This window comes from Streptomyces sp. NPDC002018, from assembly GCF_042890865.1.
Classification (GTDB): Bacteria; Actinomycetota; Actinomycetes; order Streptomycetales; family Streptomycetaceae; genus Streptomyces.
In genome coordinates this window covers 532,829-551,950 of sequence record NZ_JBIASO010000001.1, presented here as the reverse complement: position 1 = coordinate 551,950, position 19,122 = coordinate 532,829, and the positions used below count along the sequence as shown (strand labels likewise).

Here is a 19,122-nt window from a genome sequence, read left to right as displayed (position 1 = left end):
CGACCTGCGTAAACGCTGGTCGGGACGACAGGATTTGAACCTGCGACCCCTTGACCCCCAGTCAAGTGCGCTACCAAGCTGCGCCACGTCCCGGTGTCCGGTTCCGGGAGGAATATCCCCCGGGCGACCTCGCAGGACAACATTACCCCACTCCGTGCGGCGGGAAGACTCACTCCGGCCGGGCGACAATCGGGGTATGACGGAGAACGGCCGGGACCGGGACAGCGAGGGACGGGCGCGCAACGCGCGGCCGCGTGACGGGTTGGGGCGTCCGCTGCCGTACGGGGCGCCGGGGGTCGAGCGGCAGCCCGAGGGGGTTGTCCGTACGCCGGAGGAGACCGTCCGGGAAGCTCAGCTCCTGCTGGACGCGGGCAAGCCGTTCCACGCGCACGAGGTGTTCGAGGACGCGTGGAAGTCCGGCCCCGAGGACGAACGCGCGCTGTGGCGGGGACTCGCCCAGCTGGCCGTCGGGCTGACACACGCGGCGCGCGGCAATACGGCGGGCGGGGCCCGGCTGCTGCTGCGCGGCGCGGGCGGTATCGCCGCCTACCCCTCCCCGTACGGTATCGACATCCCCGGGCTGACCGCGTGGGCACGGGAGCTGGCCGGGCGGGTGGCCGAGCACGGTCCGGTGGACGCGGGCGACGAGGCACCACGGCTGACCGGGATCACTCGCTGAGCAGAATGACTTCCAGGGTGCGCGGGCCGTGGACCCCCTCGACCCGGTCGAGTTCGATGTCACTGGTGGCGGAGGGGCCCGAGATCCAGGTCAGCGGGCGGGTCGGGTCCAGGCGCGGCATGGCCTGCGGTACGGACCCGACGACCTGGTCGGCGGTCCTCACCACACAGATGTGATGGTCGGGCACGAGCGTGATGCGGCGTCGCCCCTGGTCCGGGGCCGCGTCGAGGACGAGTGTGCCGGTCTCGGCGATGGCCAGGGCGCAGCCGGTGACGACGCTGTCGACCGCGTCGAGTTCCCCGGCCGTGGCGTCGATGTCGTCCTCGACCCGGGTGATGTCCACGGGCGTCGCGGAGAGCCAGGACGGCGGGAGCAGCGGGGGTACGAGGACCGTACGGGCACCTCGTGCGGCCAGCAGACGTGCGATCAGCCCGGGGAGTTCCTCGGTGTCCGTACGGTGGACGATCGCGCGGTAGTCCGCGAGGTTCTCGGCGAGCAGGTCGACGATCCGGCCGTCAGGAGTGTGCGTGTCCAGATAGTCGCGAACGGCCTCGGGGGCGTCGGGGGCCTCCGCGACCGCCGTACGGATACGGGCGAGGATCCGCTCCCGCGAGCCGGCACCGGTGTTCATGTCCCACTGTCCTTACGGTCGTTGGCGACACCGTTGCCGTTGCCGTCGGTACCGCCGTCGCGATTGCCGCTGCTGCCGGTACTGCTCTCGCCGCTGCCGTCGGCGGTGTGGCCGGCCGTACGGGCGGCGCTCCCGCGCCCGTCGGCGCGGTTCTTCTTCCACCACGCGCGGAACGACTCGGGCGGGAGCTTCGGCAGATCGCGGGTGTCCGTCCACGCGCCGGCGCCCGGCAGTCGCGACGGATGGAGCCGGCGGGTCTTCGACGCGGCCGTCTCCCCCGCCGCCATGACCCGGGGATGGTCGAACACCCACCCCGCCGCCTTCATCGCGGCCTTCTCCAGCCGGTGTCCCTTGCCGCCCTGGTCCGCCACCCGCTCCCGCAGATGGACCAGGACCTCCGGGATGTCGATGGCGACGGGACACACGTCGTAACACGCCCCGCAGAGCGAGGAGGCGTACGGCAGCGAGGCATCGATCTCGCTCCCGATGCCCCGGAGCTGGGGGCTCAGGATCGCCCCGATCGGCCCCGGGTAGACCGAGCCGTACGCGTGCCCGCCGGCCCGCTCGTACACCGGGCAGACATTGAGACAGGCCGAGCAGCGGATGCAGCGCAGCGCCTGACGGCCGACCTCGTCGGCGAGCGTCTCCGTGCGGCCGTTGTCCAGCAGCACCAGATGGAAGATGCGCGGGCCGTCGGCGTCATGGGTGCCGGTCCACATGCTGGTGTACGGGTTCATCCGCTCGGCGGTCGAGGACCGCGGCAGCGTCTGGAGGAAGACCTCCAGATCACGCCAGGTCGGCACGACCTTCTCGATGCCCACCACGGAGATCAGCGTCTCGGGCAGCGTCAGGCACATCCGGCCGTTGCCCTCCGACTCGAAGACGACGAGCGTCCCGGTCTCGGCGACCATGAAGTTCGCCCCGGAGATGCCGACCTTGGCGCGCAGGAACTTCTCCCGCAGATGGAGCCGCGCCGCCTCCGCGAGTTCGCCGGGGGTGTCGGAGAGTCCCTCGGGAGCCGCCCGGCCCCAGGCGGCCATGCGGTCACGGAAGATGTCCCGGATCTCGGCGCGGTTCTTGTGAATCGCCGGGACCAGTATGTGGGAGGGACGGTCGTCGCCGAGCTGCACGATCAGTTCGGCCAGGTCGGTCTCGTACGCGGAGATCCCCTCGGCCTCCAGCGCCTCGTTGAGCCCGATCTCCTGGGTGGCCATCGACTTGACCTTGACGACCTCCGACTCACCGGTGGCCTTCACCAGGTCCGCCACGATCCGGTTCGCCTCGGCCGCGTCGGCCGCCCAGTGCACCACCCCGCCCGCCGCCGTGACCGACTCCTCCAGCTGTACGAGATAACGGTCGAGATGGCGCAGCGTATGGTCCTTGATCTGTTTGCCGGCCTCGCGCAGCCGCCCCCAGTCGTCCAGCTCCGCGACGGCCTTGGCCCGCTTGTCCCGGATGGTGTGGGTGGCGTGGCGCAGATTCGCCCGCAGTGTCTCGTTGCCCACGGCCTCCTTGGCCGCGGCCGGGAATGCCGGCATCCCCAGATACGTACCGCTCATGACCAGGGCTCCTCTTCCGTCGACGCCAGGATCTCCGCGAGGTGCACGGCGCGCAGCGGGGCGTCCTCCCGGCTCACGATCCCGTCGAGATGCATCAGACAGGAGTTGTCCGCGCCGCAGAGCACTCCCGCCCCGGTGGACACGGCGTTACGCACCTTGTCCTGGCCCATGGCGGCCGAAACATCGGAGTTCTTCACGGCGAACGTACCACCGAATCCACAGCACTCGTCCGCGCCGGGCAGCTCGCGCAGCTCCAGCCCCTTCACCGCCTCCAGCAGTCTTCGCGGCCGCTCGCCGAGCCCCAGCAGGCGCAGGCCGTGGCAGGACGGATGGTAGGTGACGGTATGCGGGAAGTACGCCCCGACGTCCGTCACCCCGACCACGTCGACCAGGAACTCCGTCAGCTCGTAGGTCCGCCCGGCGAGGGCCGTGGCGGCCGTGTCACCGAACGCCGGATAGTGCCGGCGGACCATGGCCGCGCAGGATCCGGAGGGGGTCACCACATAGTCGTACCCCTCGAAGGCCCGTGCGGTCCGCCGTACCAGGGGCTCGGTCTCGCGCCGGTAGCCGGTGTTGTACTGGGGCTGGCCGCAGCAGCTCTGCGTCTCGGGAAAGTCGACTTCGACGCCCAGCCGTTCGAGGAGCCGTACGGTCGCGATCCCGGTGGACGGATAGACGGCGTCATTGACACAGGTGACGAAGAGGGCGGCACGCATGGGCGGAGCATATGCGGTGCGCGGCGATACGCGTAAGACCCTCGAAGTGCATGATGAACCCTCAGACATCCGATGAGTGGATACCCTCCCTTCCCATCCTCGGCCCGTCCTACCCTCGACGCGGAGCGCGCGGCCCCGGGGCGGGGGCCGGGGCGGGCGGGGCGGGCGGCGTACGGCAGACTCGACGTGGTGAGAAAGATCTATGTCATCGGTATCGGAGCGGGCGACCCGGACCAGCTCACCGTGCAGGCGGTCCGAGCGCTCAACAGGACGGATGTCTTCTTCCTCCTCGACAAGGGCGAGGCGAAGTCCGATCTCATCGGTCTGCGGCACGAGATCCTGCGCCGGCATGTCGAGGGGGACGGCTACCGGCTGGTGGAGGCCACCGATCCGCGGCGCGAGGCCGCGGCCGACGGCGCCGCGTATCCGGGCACCGTCGACGACTGGCGAAGCCGGCGGGCCGCCCTCTACGAACGCATGATCACCGAGGAGTTGGACGCGGGGCCGGACGGCGATCGGACCGGCGCGTTCCTGGTCTGGGGCGACCCCTCCCTCTACGACTCGACGCTCGGCATCCTGGAAGAGGTCCTGGCACGCGGCACGGTCGAGTTCGCGTACGAGGTGATCCCGGGCATCAGCAGTGTCTCCGCGCTGGCCGCCCGGCACCGGCTCGGACTGAACCGGGTGGGCGGGCCGGTGCAGATCACCACGGGCCGACGGCTCGCCGGGGGATGGCCGGAGGGCGTGGACGACGTGGTCGTGATGCTCGACGCGCAGCAGTCCTTCCGGCACCATCTGGCCGCCGATCCGGTCATCCACTGGGGCGCCTATGTGGGGACGCCGGACGAGATCCTGGTCTCCGGGCGGCTCTCTGAGGTGGCCGGCCGGATCGAGGAGCTGCGCGCGGCGGCCCGGGAGCGCAAGGGCTGGATCATGGACACCTATCTGCTGCGCCGGGACCGGACCCCCGCCCCGGACCAGGGCCATGACCAGGACCAGGACCAGGACCCAGCCTCCGGCTGAGAACCCGACCGGGTTCGGGGCCGGGACCGGACAGGGGGATCCCCGGCGGAGAGGGGGCGAGAAGTGAAACGTTCAAACCTCCGCCGCCCCCTCCGTCCCTCCGTCCCTCCGTCCCTCCGTCTCTTCGCCGTCAGCTCCGCCCCACGAATTCCCAGTCGCCCTGCGCCGCGCGGTACACCACGAAGCCCGGCTCCGTACGCAGATACTCGGCGCCGCCCGGTGCCCGCACGTCCTCGCGGCGCGACGCCGGCACATGGACCTCGGCGGTCGCGCCGACCGGCACCCGCACCGTGAGCCGCAGATCCCGGCCTATCTCCGACCACGCGGCCGAGGCCGTCCCCCGGACCGTACGGATCGAGGTCCGCGCCCAGGTGACCCCGGTCCGTCCGTCGGGCCGTACGGTGAAGGTGCGGTAGCCCGCGTCCCCGGGGCGCAGCCCCGCCACGTTCTCGTACAGCCACTGGACGACCGTGCCCTGGAAGTAGTGGTCGCGCGAGCGTGAGTCGAGCGGCCACATCTCCCACATGGTGTCGGCGCCGTGGTCGAACCAGTAGCCCCAGCTCGGGTACGTACGCTGGGTGGCGACGGCATGGGCGACATCGGGGCGGCCGTGGGCACACAGGACACGGAGCAGCACGCTCGTGCCCAGCGCCCCGGTGTTGAGATGGTTCCCCCGGGCGGCGATGTCCGCGACGAGGCTGTCGAGGACCGTGGCCCGCGCGCCGCCCGGGACCAGCCCGAAGGCGAGCGGCAGCGCGTTGGAGGTCTGCCGGTACCCGGGGTCCTTCGCGGTCCTGTAGTGGCCGGACGAGGTGTCGAGGAAGGCGGCGTTGAACGCGGCCCGCAGTCCGTCCGCCGCCGCACGGTAGCGCCCTGCGTCCTCGTCATGGCCCAGCAGCTCCCCCAGTTCGGCGGTCTGCGTGAGCGCGCGGTGCAGATACGCGGTCGCCGTGAGCCGGGTGTCCTCGGGCGGGTTTCCGCCGTAGCCGGGCGGCAGGTAGTCGCCGAGCGCGGTGATCGCGAGACCGTCCACCAGCCGGTCCAGCTCCCAGTCCAGATAGCGGGTCAGCGCGGGCCAGTGCTCGCGCGCCACCCGGTCGTCGCCGTAGATCCGGTACATCTCCCGCACCAGGAAGGGATATACGGTCGTCCACTCCGGCGAGGGCCCGAGGTCGCCGTAGCCCCAGCCGCCGCTGGGGACGATCACCGGTAGCTGACCGTCCTGGTTCTGGCTGTCCGCCAGGTCTCCGAGCCACTTCCCCAGAAAGCGGTGCACGCCGAAGGCATAGGTCATGACGGGCGCGCCGAGCTGTGCGTCGCCGGTCCAGCCGTTCTTCTCGTACATGGGGGTGTCGGTGGGTATGCCGTGCAGATTGTTGAGCAGGGTGCGGCGCATCGCCCGGTCGAGCTGCTCGTAGAACGGCTCGGAGCAGTGGAAGTCGCTGACCTCGTCCACCTTCGTATGGACGACCCGCCCCCGTATGTCGCCGGGGCGCGGGCGCTCGGGCAGCCCCTCGACCTGGACGTAGCGGAAGCCCTTGTACGAGAACGAGGGCTCCCACACCTCGGTCCCGCCGCCCGCGCAGATGTATTCGTCGCGCTGGAACCGGCCCGGCACATGTCCGGTCTCCGCGTGCACGGTGCCGTCGTCCTTGAGCTTCTCGCCGTGGACGAGCCGGACGGTGGTGCCCGCCGGGGCCCGTACGGTCAGTCGGCTCCACCCCGCGGTCGTACGGCCCATGTCGACGACATACACACCAGGGCGCGGTTCGCCGATCGCGGTGGGGGTGAGGGTCTCGATGACCTCGATGGGGTCGAGCGGCTGGGCGCGCAGTGTGCCCCTGGGGGCGGGCTGCGCGCTCGGACGGCGCCACGCGCTGTCGTCGAAGCCGGGGCGGGTCCAGCCCTCGGGGGCCAGCCGGGCGTCGTAGGTCTCGCCCGCGTAGAGGGAGTTGGTCCGGGTGGGGCCCTCGGTGATACGCCAGTCGGGGTCGGAGACGACGGTGGTCCGGGAGCCGTCGGGGTGTTCGATCTCCAGTCGGCAGAGCAGCCGGGGTTCGCCGTGCCAGGGCGGCCGGTGCCAGTTCCAGACATTGGGGGTCGTCATCCCGTAGAAGCCCCGGCCGAGGGTCACCCCGAGGGCGTTGTCGCCACGCCGCACAAGGCCGGTCACGTCGTGCACCGCGTACAGCACCGTCTCGTCGTAGTCGGTGAAGGCGGGGTCGAGCACCTGGCTGCCGACGCGCTTCCCGTTCAGCTCCGCCACGTAGTAGGCGAGTCCGCTGATGTAGAGCCGGGCCCGGCCGACCGGGCGGCGGACGGTGAACTCCCGGCGCAGCAGCGGGGCGGGCGCCTCGGGCGTGGCGAACGAGACGCCTGTGCCCCACGGTCCCTGCCCGTACGGGGCGAGGACGGCCGCCCCGGTCCAGCCGCTGTCGTCGAAGTCCGGTCGTTCCCAGCCCGGTTGCTCCGTCCCGGCGGTGCGCCAGTCGGCGCCGGTGACGAGCTGGTGGTTCGTGCCGTCGGCGGTCTCGACGAGCAGCCGGACCAGCAGACCCGCCGGATTGACGGAGACGTCGCCGCGGTTGGTGGCGCGGGCGGCGAGGAGGAGCCGGCCGTCGGCCGCGGACCGTACGGCCTCGGTGACATCGGCCATCAGACCGGTGCGCCAGCCGTCCACCTGCTCGGGTGCGTGCAGGACCTGACGGCCGTTGAGATGGAGGGTGAAGTCGTCGTCGGCGGTGGCGAGAAGGGTCGCGCGCACGAGGTCGGCGGCCGGCAGGGTGAGGGCGCCTCGGAACCACCGCGGTCCGACCGGGGCGTCGCCGGTGGTCGCTCCCGGGGCCCAGATCCAGGACGCGCCGTCGGGGCCCGGCGGCACGGCGGCGGGATCGGCCCCTATCCAGTGCGCGTGCCACTCCTCGTTGCCGAGCGCGGTCTCCCACCAGCCGGCGGGGCTCCAGGGGGACGCGTGTCCGTCGGCGTCCCAGACCCGGACCTGCCAGTGGGTGCGGGTACGGGGCGGCAGCGGCGGGCCCGCGTACGGGACGGCGACACCGCGGTCGGACTCCACCCGGCCGGTGTCCCAGAGGAGTCCTCGGCCGGCCGCGAGATCACGCGGGTCGGCCGCGGTCCGTATCTGGTACGCGCTCTGCCGCGCGCCCCGCCCGATGGCTCCGCCCGCGTCCGCGCCGCGCCCGGTGCCCGCGCCGCCGTCCGTACCCCGCCCGGTGCCCGCTCCGCCGCCCGTACCCCGCCCGGTGCCCGCTCCGCCGCCCGTACCCCGCCCGGTGCCCGCTCCGCCGCCCGTACCCCGCCCGCCGCCGGGGAGACCGTCCTGCCGCTCGCCGTCGCCGTCGCCCCCGAGTTCCCAGGACAGGATCGGGGCCGTGACATCGGTGCCGAGCAGCCGCTCGGCGTACTCGACCGTGGTGCGCACGACACGGAGCCGGCCGCCCCCGGCCCCCTTCCCCGCCGTGCGCGCGGCGGTGGCCGGCGACCGGGTCCCGGCGGTGGCCGGGGAGGCCGCGGCCAGGCCCGTGATGCCCGCTCCCGCGCCCATCACGGAGGTGTGCAGCAGACCTCTGCGTGTCCAGCCCATTCCCATCGCGGCCCTCCCGATTGAAACGTTTCACATCCTGGCTCAAGCATCGTAGGGCCGACCGTGAGCACCGAACAAGAGGGGTGCGCGGGGCCGGTGGGAGGCGAGCGCCGGACCTCGGACCGGCCGCCCCACGGCCTGCTCCCGGCGCCCGGCCGTCGCCTCCTTGCGCGCGGCGCGGCCCCCCGTACAGCCGGGCGGGACCGGCGAGTTGGGGTGAACCTTCCGCTATGCCCCACTCCACGCACGCTCTTGGGTCGAGGATTTTTACTTCCGCCTTCAAAAATTGCGCAGATTCATAGACTTCCTGCGGTCCCGCTTCTAGCCTTTTCGCGTCCGCAGAGTCCCCACGAGCCGCAAGGACGTATGTCTGTGACACTCCCCCCAACCCCAAGAAGCCGCTTGCTCCGGCGCGGTCTGTCCGCTTCCCTGTCCCTCGCACTCGCCGTGGCCGGGACGGCCGCGGCGGTGGTGCTCTCCACCGCGCCCGACGCCCAGGCGGCGGCGGTCCCCGCGCCCTCGCCGCTCGATGTCCAGGGGCGCGGCGCGTCCGTGCCGTTCAAGGAGCAGGAGGCGGAGTACGCCGCCACCAACGGCACCCTGATCGGCCCCAACCGCCTCTACGGCACGCTGCCCTCGGAAGCCTCCGGACGGCAGGCCGTGACGCTCGACGCGGTCGGTGAGTACGTCGAGTTCACCCTCACCGCACCGGCGAACGCGATGTCGTTCCGGTACTCGCTGCCCGACAACGCCGCGGGCACCGGCCGGGACGCCTCGATCGATCTGCGGGTCAACGGCAACTCCCTCAAGAGCGTGCCGGTGACCTCCAAGTACGGCTGGTACTACGGCGGTTACCCCTTCAACAACAACCCCGGCGACACCAACCCGCACCACTTCTACGACGAGACCCGGACCATGTTCGGATCGACCCTGGCGGCCGGTACGAAGGTCAGGCTCCAGGTCTCCTCGACCGCCGCGTCACCGACGTTCACCATCGACCTCGCGGACTTCGAGCAGGTCGGCGCGCCGATCGGCAAGCCCTCCGGCGCGCTCGACGTCGTCACCGATTTCGGCGCGGACCCGAGCGGCGCCGCCGACTCCACCGCCAAGATCCAGGCGGCGGTCGACGCGGGCCGTACCCAGGGCAGGGAGGTCTACATTCCGCAGGGCACCTTCCAGGTGCGCGACCACATCATCGTCGACAAGGTGACACTGCGCGGCGCGGGCCCCTGGTACAGCGTGCTGACCGGACGGGACCCGGTCAACCGCAGCAAGGCCGTCGGTGTGTACGGCAAGTACGCCAACGCGGGCGGCAGCAGCAATGTCACCCTCAGGGACTTCGCCATCATGGGCGACATCCGTGAGCGCGTGGACAACGACCAGGTGAACGCCATCGGTGGTGCGATGTCGGACTCGGTCGTCGACAACGTCTGGATGCAGCACACCAAGTGCGGCGCCTGGATGGACGGCCCGATGAACAACTTCACCATCAAGAACAGCCGGATCCTGGACCAGACCGCCGACGGCGTCAACTTCCACATGGGCGTCACCAACTCGACGGTCACCAACACCTTTGTGCGCAACACCGGTGACGACGGTCTGGCCATGTGGGCGGAGGCCGTGCCGAACGTGAACAACAAGTTCACGTTCAACACCGTGATCCTGCCGATCCTGGCGAACAACATCGTCACCTACGGCGGCCGGGACATCACCATCTCCGACAACGTCATGTCGGACACGATCACCAACGGCGGCGGGCTGCACATCGCCAACCGCTATCCGGGGGTCAACTCCGGTCAGGGCACGGCGGTTTCCGGGGTCACCACCGCCGCGCGCAACACCCTGATCCGGGCCGGCAACAACGACTACAACTGGCGCTTCGGCGTCGGCGCGATCTGGTTCAGCGGTCTCAACGAGCCGATCAACGCCACCATCAACATCAGTGACAGCGAGGTCCTGGACAGCTCCTACGCCGCGATCCATCTGATCGAGGGCGCGACGAACGGGCTGCGCTTCAACAACATCAGGATCGACGGCGCGGGCACCTACGCACTCCAGATCCAGGCACCGGGCACGGCCTCGTTCACCAATGTGACAGCCACCCATATCGCCCAGTCCAACCCGATCCACAACTGTGTCGGCAGCGGCTTCCAGATCACCCAGGGCGCCGGCAACTCGGGCTGGTACGCCAACCCGCCCGCCTGCACCGGCAACTGGCCCGACCCGGTGTGGACCAACGGCGGTGTGCCGGGCGGTCCCGGCAACCCGCCGACCACCCCGCCCACCACTCCCCCGACCACGCCTCCCACGACCCCGCCGGCGGACACGGGCAATCTCGCCCAGGGCCGCCCGGTCACCGAGACGGGACACGCGGACGTGTACGGCGCGGGCAACGCGGTCGACGGCAACGTCAACAGCTACTGGGAGAGCACCAACAACGCCTTCCCGCAGTCGGTCACGGTGGACCTCGGTGCCGCGAAGGCGGTCAAGCGCGTGGTCCTGAAGCTTCCTCCGGCGTCCGCGTGGGCGACCCGCACCCAGACGCTCAGTGTGCTGGGGAGCACCACCGGCACGTACAACACACTGAAGGCCTCGGCGAACTACACCTTCAACCCGTCCAGCGGCAACACCGCGACGATCAGTCTGGACGGCACGCAGGTGCGCTATCTGCGGCTGACGTTCACGGGCAACACCGGCTGGCCGGCCGCCCAGCTCTCCGAACTGGAGGCCTACACCAGCTAGAGCCTCTCGGACGCACACGGAACGCCCGGCCGGGGATGTCCCCGGCCGGGCGTTTCCGCGTACGGCAGGCGTTTCCGCGTACGGAAGACGGTCCCGTGTCCGGCGGGCCCCCGGGTGCGGGAGCCCGCCGGACACGGGAGTGATCACCGGTTCGTCGGGCAGTCCACGTCGAGCAGCAGGATCGGGCGCTTGGCGTCAAGATCGACGTATGCGATGAAGGACGCGGATTTTCCGCTGGTCCAGCGGGTGGTCACCGTCGCCCAGCCCACGCGCGCCGACTGTGCCGTGCTGACCGGGCCGATCCCGATGGACTGCGGTGTGTTCTGGGCACAGAGCAGCGGGTCGAAGCCCTTGCTCTCGGCCACCTTCTTCGCGAGCTGCGGGGAGATGCCGTACTTGCGGGCGAACGCGCCGGGCCCGCGCCGGTCGTAGAAGGTCCGCAGGAAGGTGCGGATCTCCACGGCCGTGTAGCGGCCCTTGGAATCGACGGCCGTCGCGGCCGAAGCGGACGTGGGGGCGGAGGCGGAAGCGGGAGCGGAGACGCCGGAGGCGGGGGCCGCCACGGCGGGAACGACGGTGGAGAGGGCGAGTCCGAGGGCCGCGGCACAGCCGGCCACGGCCAGGGTGGTACGCCGTACGGAACGCCGTGCCGGACTCTGTACGGAACTCTGTGCGGGTGTGGTGGTGCGGAACATAGGAGATACCCCGTCTTTCGTGCACGGCCCGTCTGCCGCGCCGGTCATTGCATGAGACAGGGCACCGGAGGCCGACGGGGTGGTCCGCCACGCCGCTGTTTCCATTTCACGACATTCGAGTGTTCCTCAAGGATGTGATGGCCGGTCATATCCTCACCCGAATGGCCGACAGATGTCCGGCGACTGACCGTCAGCCGGTGCGTACCGCTCACCGGGCACGTTCCATCGGGCGGTCCTACACTCGCCTATCAAGGCCCACTCCCGGGTCCTCCGTGGGATTCGACTGATGAGCAGCACGCCGAACCCCTCGCGAACAGGAGGCGTAATGACAGCCACCAGTACGAAGCGTCGCGGCTACCGAGAGGGGCTCGGCGGTGAACTTCTCGCGGAATTCCTGGGAACATTCGTACTGATCCTGCTCGGCTGCGGATCGGTCGCCGTCGCCGTCGCCGGTCTGCCCGGATCGGGACGCCAGTCCGTCCCGTTCGACGCCGCGAACTGGCTGATCATCTCCTTCGGCTGGGGCTTCGGGGTGGTTTTCGGCGTGTATGTCGCCGGCGGTGTCAGCGGGGCGCATCTCAATCCCGCGGTGACGCTCGCGTTCGCCGTACGCAGGGGTTTCGCCTGGAAGAAGGTCCTGCCCTACTGGGGCGCACAGCTTGTGGGGGCCTTCCTCAGTGCCGCCATGGTCTGCGGTATGTACAGCTGGGCCATCAACGCGTTCAACAGCAAGGCCGGGCTCACCCGGGACGAGTCGCTCTCCACCTTTTCGATTTTCGCCACCTTTCCGGCCGAGTACTTCGGTAATTCCTGGTGGGGGCCGCTGCTGGACCAGATCATCGGTACCGGTTTTCTCGTGCTGCTCATCTTCGCGCTCATCGATCTGCGCAACACCGCTCCCGCCGCCAATCTCGGCCCCTTTCTGACCGGCCTGGTGGTGGTGGCGATCGGGCTCAGCATCGGCACGAACGCCGGATACGCGATCAACCCGGCCCGTGACTTCGGCCCGCGGCTGTGGACGTACATCATGGGCTGGGGAGACATCGCCATTCCGGGAACATTCCAGTGGTTCAGCCATTACATGTGGATTCCCATTGTGGGCCCGCTGATCGGAGCGCTCGTCGGAGCCTTCGTCTACGACCTGTTCATCGGACAGGTGCTCCAGGCACGCCGGGGGATCGACGAGGGACGGGAAGGCGGCAGAGCCGGGGACGCCGAGCCGACCGCCAACCTTTAACCGGCGGCCGGGGCGGCCGTGCCCGGCACCTCGTAGGTGTCGAGGCGTCCGCACATACCGAACCTGCCGTGCGCCGCCGGAAGCCGGGTGTGCAGCCGGGCCTCGGCGAGATGGGAGGCGTCGCCCGCGTCGAGCCGGTCGAGCTGGACACCGGTCTGCCGGGCGGCCTCCGCCGCGCCCGCCTCCCAGCGCTCGCGCCACCGTGCCACCCGGGGCCGTACGAGCGCGGCGGCGGCCCGCTGGAAATCGAGCAGGGGCCGGGTGTCACCGGCCTCCCACGCCGTACGCAGCACCGTGAAGCCCTCGACGGCGAGATCGCGCCGCCGGCGCGCGACGGCGGCCTGCCCGGCCTCGGACGCCTCCGCGGCGTCGGGGATACGGACGGCCCGCGCATAGGTCTCCGGGTCCGTCAGATACTCCGGCGGAAGGGTGAGCACCGCGTCCCCGGCCTCCGGAAGGCCGTTGTTCTGCATCAGGACCACGATGCGCAGTCCGTCCTCGTTGACCAGCCGGTGGATGGTGCCCGGTGTGAACCAGACGAGGGCGCCGGGTGCCAGGGGGGTGACGTCGAAGCCCACCGGGGCGAGCGTCTGGACGGCTCCCCGCCCCGCTGTCACCACGTACCCCTCGGCGCAGGTGAGATGAAGGTGCGGGGTGCCGCCGCGCACTCCGTCGGCGGCCTCCCAGTCGTACACCTGGAGATGCGATACGGCGACGGCTCCGGGCAGGCCCGCGAAGCCCGCCGCCGAGGTCGTCGTGTCCGCCGCCCGGGGCGCCTGTGTTCCCATCAGTTCCTCGCCTTCACCGTCGGGGCCCAGGAGCCGCCCGTTCCCACGAGGACCACGAGTCCCACCAGTCCGACCAGTCCGACCAGTCCCACGAGGACGACCGCACAGCAAGCGCTTTCTGCAAGGAACGTAGGGTCACCGCACCACGCTGTCAACGGTGCGGCCCGGGTGACGGACCCGGCTCCCGGGTGCGCGGTGGCCGCCGTGCTACGCCCACGGCCGCAGCCGCACCCGCACGGTCTCCCCCTCGATGGCGAGGAGTGTCACGAGGACGCCTTCCGCGCGCAGGGTCGTCCCCTCACCGGCCCTCCCCCGGCATCCGTCGTTGTCGCTCGCCACGCGGATGTCCCCGGGTCCGGACGCTCCGCACCTCCGGGAGCCGGGCAGCTTCCAGCGGGCGCCCCTCGCGTCCACGGCGGTGATCTCGAAACGGCCGGCGTGGTCCCGCCCGCCGAAGCGGATCGCGTCCCCCGCGGTCAGCTCCACCTCGCAGTCCGTGTCCCCGCAGCCGCCCGTGGGGGGCGGAGAGGCGGTCGGAGCGGACGGCGCCGGTCCGGCCTCGCCGGTCCTCGACGCTCCCAGACCGTCCTCGACGCACCCCGCCAGTATCAGCGCCCCCGCCACCAGGGCACCGAGCAGCACCCCGCGCCCGTTGGTGCCCACACCACGTAATCCGCGCATACGACTCCTTCCTCCCCGGAAGGATGCGCGGCACCGCGGCAGTGAAAACGCCGGGCCTCGTCAGGATGGATGTTCGAGCTTCAGGCCGGATGTTCGGGATCCGTCGTGTCGAACAGATCGAACACGGCCTGGACGCGCTTGCCGACCGGGACCCGTTCGGCGACCAGCCGGTCGCTCACCGCCGCGACGATCTCCATACCGTGTCCGCCCACCCTGCCGGGATCCCGCTCGTAGCGGCGCGGCAGGGTCGAGCTGCTGTCGTACACCGTGACGGCCACCCGTCGGTCCGTGCCCTCCAGCTCCAGCACATAAGGGCCATGGCTGTGCCGCTCGGCGTTGGTGACCAGTTCGTTGACGACCAGCAGTACATCGCCCACACGTCTGTCGCCGAGGACGGCACACCACTCCGCCTCGAGCTGCTGGAGGAAGCGCGCGGCGAATCGCCGGGCGTCGGCCGCGGCGCCCGGCGAGCCCAGGAATTCCCTTGCCCGGCGCAGTGGCTGCGCGGGGTCCGCGAGGGACGCGAAAGCCGTACCGATAACGGTCTGTCCGTTCATACGCTCATACACTCCTGCCCGCGCATCGAGAGGGCGATGCGGGGGACCCCCTTCTCCGCTCTCCCTTGTGCCCCCGTATCCGAACGGTATGCCTCCCTATTTTCCGTGACGGCGATCACATCCGTTCCCGTCCGCTCCCGCCCGTTCGCCTCTTTCGCGATAGGGAGGAAAGGGCGTATTCAGCACACCTATTCACGCTCCGGGGGAAACATGCGATGCTCACCGACGGCACATTGGGCACACTCAAGGATGTGCACGGATCGGCGGGAAACACAGCCGCGTACGGGGGTGCGGGGATGACTACGGTGGACGACGGAGCGGAGAGCGCCGTCTCGGGAGCGCTCATGTGGCAGGACGGGCTCCCGTCGGGCGCGGCGGAAGCCCGCGCGATGGCCTGCTCGCTGCTGGAACGGTTCGAGCCGAAGGTGCCCGAGCGGACGGCGGGCGATGTGCTGCTGGTGGTGTCGGAGCTGGTCACCAACGCGGTACGGCACGCGGGCGGGGTGACGGGCTTCCGGGTCTCCGCCTGCGCCGGAGAGGTCGAGATAGCCGTACGGGACGCGAGTCCGCTGCTGCCCGTGGGCCGGGAGCACGGGCAGGACTGGCTGCCCGGCGGCTACGGCTGGCCACTGGTGCAACGGCTGGCGGAGGTCACGGTGACCGTGCTCGGGGACGGCGGGAAACTCATCAGGGCGCTGGTCCGCCACTGACCGCGGCCGGGCGGGCGGTCCGGTCCGGTCCGGTCCGGTCCATCGCCCGTCCCCCTCCCGAGGTCGTCGACCCCGCTCCGCTCGCCTTCCTCAAGGCCCGAGACCTCCTCAAGGCCTGGCCTCCTCAGGGCCTGGCCTCCTCAGGGCTTGAGCAGGGAGCGCGCGCGGGCGGCGCGTACGGCGGCGGTGAGACCCTCGATGTCGTACGCGCCGTGGTGGCGCCGTCCGTTGACGAAGAAGGTCGGGGTGCCCGAGACCCCGCTCATATCGGCCGTCTCGACATCCTCGGCGATCCGGGCCGCACCCTTGTGGGAGCGCAGATCCCGGTGGAACCGGTCGGTGTCCAGCCCGATCTCCTCGGCGTAGCGCAGCAGGTCGGCGGGGCGCAGATCGCCCTGGTGGTCGAGCAGGAGATCGTGCATCTCCCAGAAGGCGCACTGCGCGGCGGCCGCCTCCGCCGCCTCCGCCGCGAGCTGTGCGTTGGGGTGGACATCGGTGAGCGGAAGATGGCGCCAGACGTACCGGACGTCCCCGGAGTCCGCGAGCAGTTCACGGATGACGGGCTCGGCGAGACCGCAGTACGGGCATTCGAAATCGCCGTACTCGACGACGGTCACCGGCGCCTCCCTCGGACCGCGGATATGGTCACGGTCCGGGTCCACGGGGGCCGTCAGATCCACGATGGACTCCCCCGTGCCGAACAGGGCGTTGATCCGTTTGCGCCTGGGCAGTGCCCAGATCACCCGGGTGACCACCCAGGTCGCGGCGGAGGAGCAGAGCACCGCGGCGAGAATGCCGACCTTCGCCTGCTCCAGCCGGGCGCCGTCGAAGGCGAGGGCGGCGATCAGCAGCGAGACGGTGAAGCCGACCCCCGCGATGGTGCCGCCGGCGGCGGTGGCGCCCCAGCCGACGGGCGGACGCAGCCGCCCCCGGCTCAGGGCCGTGGTCAGCCGTGCGGCGCCGAGGATGCCGAGGGGCTTGCCGAGCAGATAGGCGAACAGGATGCCCAGGGTGACCGGCGAGCCGAAGGCGTCCACCAGCAGGTCGCCGCTGAGGGTGATACCGGCGTTGGCGAGGGCGAAGACCGGCACGATCACATAGCTCGTCCAGGGGTGGAACATCCGCTGGAGCCGCTCGTTGGGTGAGATGGCCGAGGCCAGCCCGGCCCGTACCGAACGCTCCATCTCCGGTGTGGGCTGCTCGCGGAAGAGCCGGAACAGCCCGGTCGCCCGCTCCAGATCGCTGCGCGCCGCCGGATAAGCGTAGGTCAGCAGGCCCATGGCGAGGCCGGCGACGATCGGGTCCACACCCGATTCCAGCAGGGCCACCCACAGGACCACGGCGAGCACTCCGTACACCGCGCCCCGGCGCACCCCCGCGGCCCGCACCAGCAGGATCACTCCGAACACCGCCAGGGCGACGACCAGCGCGACGATGTCGACATGGCCGCTGTAGGCGATCGCGATGACGCCGAGCGCCACGAAGTCGTCCACGACGGCGACGGTCAGGATGAAGGTCCGCAGGCCCTGGGGCAGCCGGGTGCCGAAGACGGCGAGGATGCCCAGCGCGAACGCCGTGTCGGTGGACATGGCGGCGCCCCAGCCGTGCATCGACGGTTCGCCGGCGGTGAAGGCGAGATAGATCGCGACCGGTACGACCATGCCGCTGACGCCGGCGATCAGGGGGAGGGCGACCCGTCTGCGCTCGCGCAGTTCACCCATGTCGAACTCGCGGCGCGCCTCCAGACCCACGACGAAGAAGAACAGCGTCATCAGTCCGCTGTTCACCCATTCGCGCAGTCCGAGGGTGATTCCGGTGGAGCCGGCACGGACCGAGAGGTCCGTCGCCCAGAACGCGGCGTACGTACCCGGCCCGGTGTTGGCCCACACGAGGGCGGCCACCGCCGCGGCCAGCAGCACGGCGGCGCTGCCGGTCTCCGTGCGCAGGAAGTCACGGAGAGGGGTCCGCAGCTCGTCGCCGTATGTGGTCTGGCCGGATAGGCGCGGGCTCGCCGGGTCGACAGTCACCTGGCCATTCTGCGTCGCCCCGTACCGTCGGCGCCCGGCGGCGCCCGGCGGGCGCCGTCGTCCTGGCAGGACCGCGGATCAGCCCGCCCGACGGGTGCGCCGGGACCGGTGCGCCCGGGACGGCACCCCCGCCACCGGCGTGCCCGTGCGGCTCAGGTGCCCGTGCGGCTCAGGTGCCCGTGCGGCTCAGGCGGACTTCTCGCGCCGCTCGCGCGCGCCGCGCGGTACGAGGGTCGGATTGACGTTGTCGAGCACGGTGGCGCGGTCGACCACGACCCGGGCGACATCGTCCCGGCTCGGGACCTCGTACATCACGTTCAGCAGGACCTCTTCGAGGATCGTGCGGGCCGCACGGGCGCCGGTGCGGCGCAGCAGCGCCTGTTCCGCGATGGCGGCGACGGCGTCCTCGGTGAACTCCAGCTCCACCCCGTCGAGGTCGAAGAGCTTCTGGTACTGCTTGAGCAGCGCGTTGCGCGGCTCGGTGAGGATCCGTGTCAACGCCGTACGGTCCAGCGGCTGCACGGTCGCCAGCTTGGGGAGGCGGCCGACTAATTCCGGGATCAGCCCGAACTTCAGCAGGTCCTCGGGCAGCACCTCACCGAAGGCGTTCCGTCCCTCCCGCTCCTCCTTGGTGCGCAGGGACGCGCCGAAGCCGATGCCCTTGCGTTCGACACGCCGCTCGACGATCTGCTCCAGTCCGGCGAAGGCACCGCCGACGATGAACAGCACATTGCCCGTGTCGATCTGGAGGAACTCCTGCTGCGCGTGCTTGCGGCCGCCCTGCGGCGGCACACTGGCGACCGTGCCCTCCAGTATCTTCAGCAGCGCCTGCTGGACTCCCTCGCCGGAGACATCACGGGTGATCGACGGGTTCTCGCTCTTCCGGGCGACCTTGTCGATCTCGTCGATGTAGATGATCCCGGTCTCGGCCTTGCCGATGTCGTAGTCGGCCGCCTGGATCAGCTTGAGCAGGATGTTCTCGACGTCCTCGCCCACATAGCCGGCCTCCGTGAGCGCGGTGGCGTCGGCGATCGCGAACGGGACGTCGAGCATCCGGGCGAGGGTCTGCACGAGATAGGTCTTGCCGCAGCCGGTGGGGCCGATCAGCAGGATGTTGGACTTGCCGAGTTCGACATGGCCCTCGTCGGTGCCGTGCCGCCCGCTCCGCTCCGTCAGCGAGCGGATGCGCTTGTAGTGGTTGTAGACCGCCACCGCGAGGGTGCGCTTGGCGCTCTCCTGCCCGATGACGTACTGCCCCAGGAAGTCGAAGATCTCCCGTGGTTTCGGCAGGTCGGGCAGCGCGTCGCCGGAGGGCCCGCCGAGGTCCTCCGCGATCAGCTCGTTGCAGAGCCCCACGCATTCGTCACAGATGCAGACCGGGCTCGGACCCGCGATGAGCTTCTGGACCTGCTTCTGGTTCTTCCCGCAGAACGTGCACTTCAGCAGGGTGCCGCCGTCGCCGATGCCTGCCACGCG

The 19,122-nt window shown here is 70.7% G+C and carries 15 protein-coding genes and 1 tRNA gene; 5 read left to right on the top strand and 11 right to left on the bottom strand.

What is annotated here, in order from left to right; translation table 11 throughout:
- Positions 1-16 precede the first annotated feature (16 nt).
- Positions 17-93: transfer RNA gene (locus ACFYYH_RS02355), tRNA-Pro, on the bottom strand.
- A gap of 103 nt (positions 94-196) precedes the next feature.
- Here ACFYYH_RS02355 and ACFYYH_RS02350 point away from each other — a divergent pair.
- Positions 197-679: a DUF309 domain-containing protein gene (locus tag ACFYYH_RS02350; protein WP_388544724.1), complete on the top strand. Its 483-nt coding sequence runs from the start codon at positions 197-199 to the stop codon at positions 677-679.
- Here ACFYYH_RS02350 and ACFYYH_RS02345 read toward each other — a convergent pair.
- Genes ACFYYH_RS02345 through ACFYYH_RS02335 form a run of 3 tightly spaced genes read right to left on the bottom strand, consistent with a single transcriptional unit; the run spans position 669 to position 3,585 of the window.
- On the bottom strand, positions 669-1,310 hold the full coding sequence (locus ACFYYH_RS02345) for a lactate utilization protein C (protein ID WP_388544721.1): 642 nt from the start codon (positions 1,308-1,310) through the stop codon (positions 669-671). The two genes, ACFYYH_RS02350 and ACFYYH_RS02345, sit on opposite strands and share 11 nt — an antisense overlap.
- On the bottom strand, positions 1,307-2,869 hold the full coding sequence (locus tag ACFYYH_RS02340; RefSeq protein WP_388544719.1) for a LutB/LldF family L-lactate oxidation iron-sulfur protein: 1,563 nt from the start codon (positions 2,867-2,869) through the stop codon (positions 1,307-1,309). Before ACFYYH_RS02340 ends, ACFYYH_RS02345 begins: the two co-directional genes overlap by 4 nt.
- Positions 2,866-3,585, bottom strand: coding sequence for a (Fe-S)-binding protein (locus tag ACFYYH_RS02335; RefSeq protein WP_388544716.1), 720 nt, complete (start codon positions 3,583-3,585; stop codon positions 2,866-2,868). The genes ACFYYH_RS02340 and ACFYYH_RS02335 overlap by 4 nt, the downstream gene beginning before the upstream one ends.
- 189 nt (positions 3,586-3,774) lie before the next feature.
- On the opposite strand from ACFYYH_RS02335, the gene cobF reads away from it, so the two are divergent.
- Positions 3,775-4,608, top strand: a complete 834-nt coding sequence (gene cobF / locus ACFYYH_RS02330; RefSeq protein WP_388544713.1) for a precorrin-6A synthase (deacetylating) — start codon at positions 3,775-3,777, stop codon at positions 4,606-4,608.
- 130 nt (positions 4,609-4,738) lie between these two features.
- Here cobF and ACFYYH_RS02325 read toward each other — a convergent pair whose 3' ends face one another.
- Positions 4,739-8,215 carry a family 78 glycoside hydrolase catalytic domain gene (locus ACFYYH_RS02325; protein ID WP_388544712.1) on the bottom strand — a complete coding sequence of 1,159 codons (3,477 nt, stop codon included), beginning with the start codon at positions 8,213-8,215 and terminating at the stop codon, positions 4,739-4,741.
- Positions 8,216-8,575: 360 nt separating this feature from the next.
- On the opposite strand from ACFYYH_RS02325, the gene ACFYYH_RS02320 reads away from it, so the two are divergent.
- Positions 8,576-10,951 (top strand): discoidin domain-containing protein, encoded by a 2,376-nt coding sequence (locus ACFYYH_RS02320; protein WP_388544710.1) that lies wholly within the window; start codon positions 8,576-8,578, stop codon positions 10,949-10,951.
- A 143-nt stretch (positions 10,952-11,094) separates the two neighbouring features.
- Here ACFYYH_RS02320 and ACFYYH_RS02315 read toward each other — a convergent pair whose 3' ends face one another.
- A complete protein-coding gene (locus ACFYYH_RS02315; protein ID WP_388544708.1) occupies positions 11,095-11,646 on the bottom strand; it encodes a hypothetical protein in 552 nt (183 codons plus the stop codon).
- 325 nt (positions 11,647-11,971) lie between these two features.
- Here ACFYYH_RS02315 and ACFYYH_RS02310 point away from each other — a divergent pair, with 325 nt between their 5' ends.
- Entirely contained in the window at positions 11,972-12,883 is a 912-nt protein-coding gene (locus ACFYYH_RS02310) for an MIP/aquaporin family protein (protein WP_388544706.1), read from the top strand.
- On the opposite strand, the gene ACFYYH_RS02305 is transcribed toward ACFYYH_RS02310, so the two are convergent.
- The 3 genes from ACFYYH_RS02305 to ACFYYH_RS02295 all read right to left on the bottom strand — a co-directional run bounded on the left by ACFYYH_RS02305 (position 12,880) and on the right by ACFYYH_RS02295 (position 14,909).
- Positions 12,880-13,671: a cupin domain-containing protein gene (locus ACFYYH_RS02305; RefSeq protein WP_388544703.1), complete on the bottom strand. Its 792-nt coding sequence runs from the start codon at positions 13,669-13,671 to the stop codon at positions 12,880-12,882. The genes ACFYYH_RS02310 and ACFYYH_RS02305 overlap by 4 nt on opposite strands.
- A gap of 207 nt (positions 13,672-13,878) precedes the next feature.
- Entirely contained in the window at positions 13,879-14,352 is a 474-nt protein-coding gene (locus ACFYYH_RS02300) for a hypothetical protein (RefSeq protein ID WP_388544701.1), read from the bottom strand.
- Between the two features lie 80 nt (positions 14,353-14,432).
- Positions 14,433-14,909, bottom strand: coding sequence for an ATP-binding protein (locus ACFYYH_RS02295; protein ID WP_388544699.1), 477 nt, complete (start codon positions 14,907-14,909; stop codon positions 14,433-14,435).
- Between the two features lie 296 nt (positions 14,910-15,205).
- Between ACFYYH_RS02295 and ACFYYH_RS02290 the strand changes: the two genes are divergently transcribed.
- On the top strand, positions 15,206-15,619 hold the full coding sequence (locus tag ACFYYH_RS02290) for an ATP-binding protein (RefSeq protein WP_388544697.1): 414 nt from the start codon (positions 15,206-15,208) through the stop codon (positions 15,617-15,619).
- 140 nt (positions 15,620-15,759) lie between these two features.
- Here the strand turns inward: ACFYYH_RS02290 and nhaA are convergent, their stop codons facing one another.
- Complete coding sequence (gene nhaA, locus ACFYYH_RS02285) at positions 15,760-17,646, bottom strand: Na+/H+ antiporter NhaA (protein ID WP_388544694.1); 1,887 nt, start codon at positions 17,644-17,646, stop codon at positions 15,760-15,762.
- Between the two features lie 186 nt (positions 17,647-17,832).
- Positions 17,833-19,119, bottom strand: coding sequence for an ATP-dependent Clp protease ATP-binding subunit ClpX (gene clpX / locus ACFYYH_RS02280; protein WP_388544691.1), 1,287 nt, complete (start codon positions 19,117-19,119; stop codon positions 17,833-17,835).
- Between the last annotated feature and the right edge of the window lie 3 nt (positions 19,120-19,122).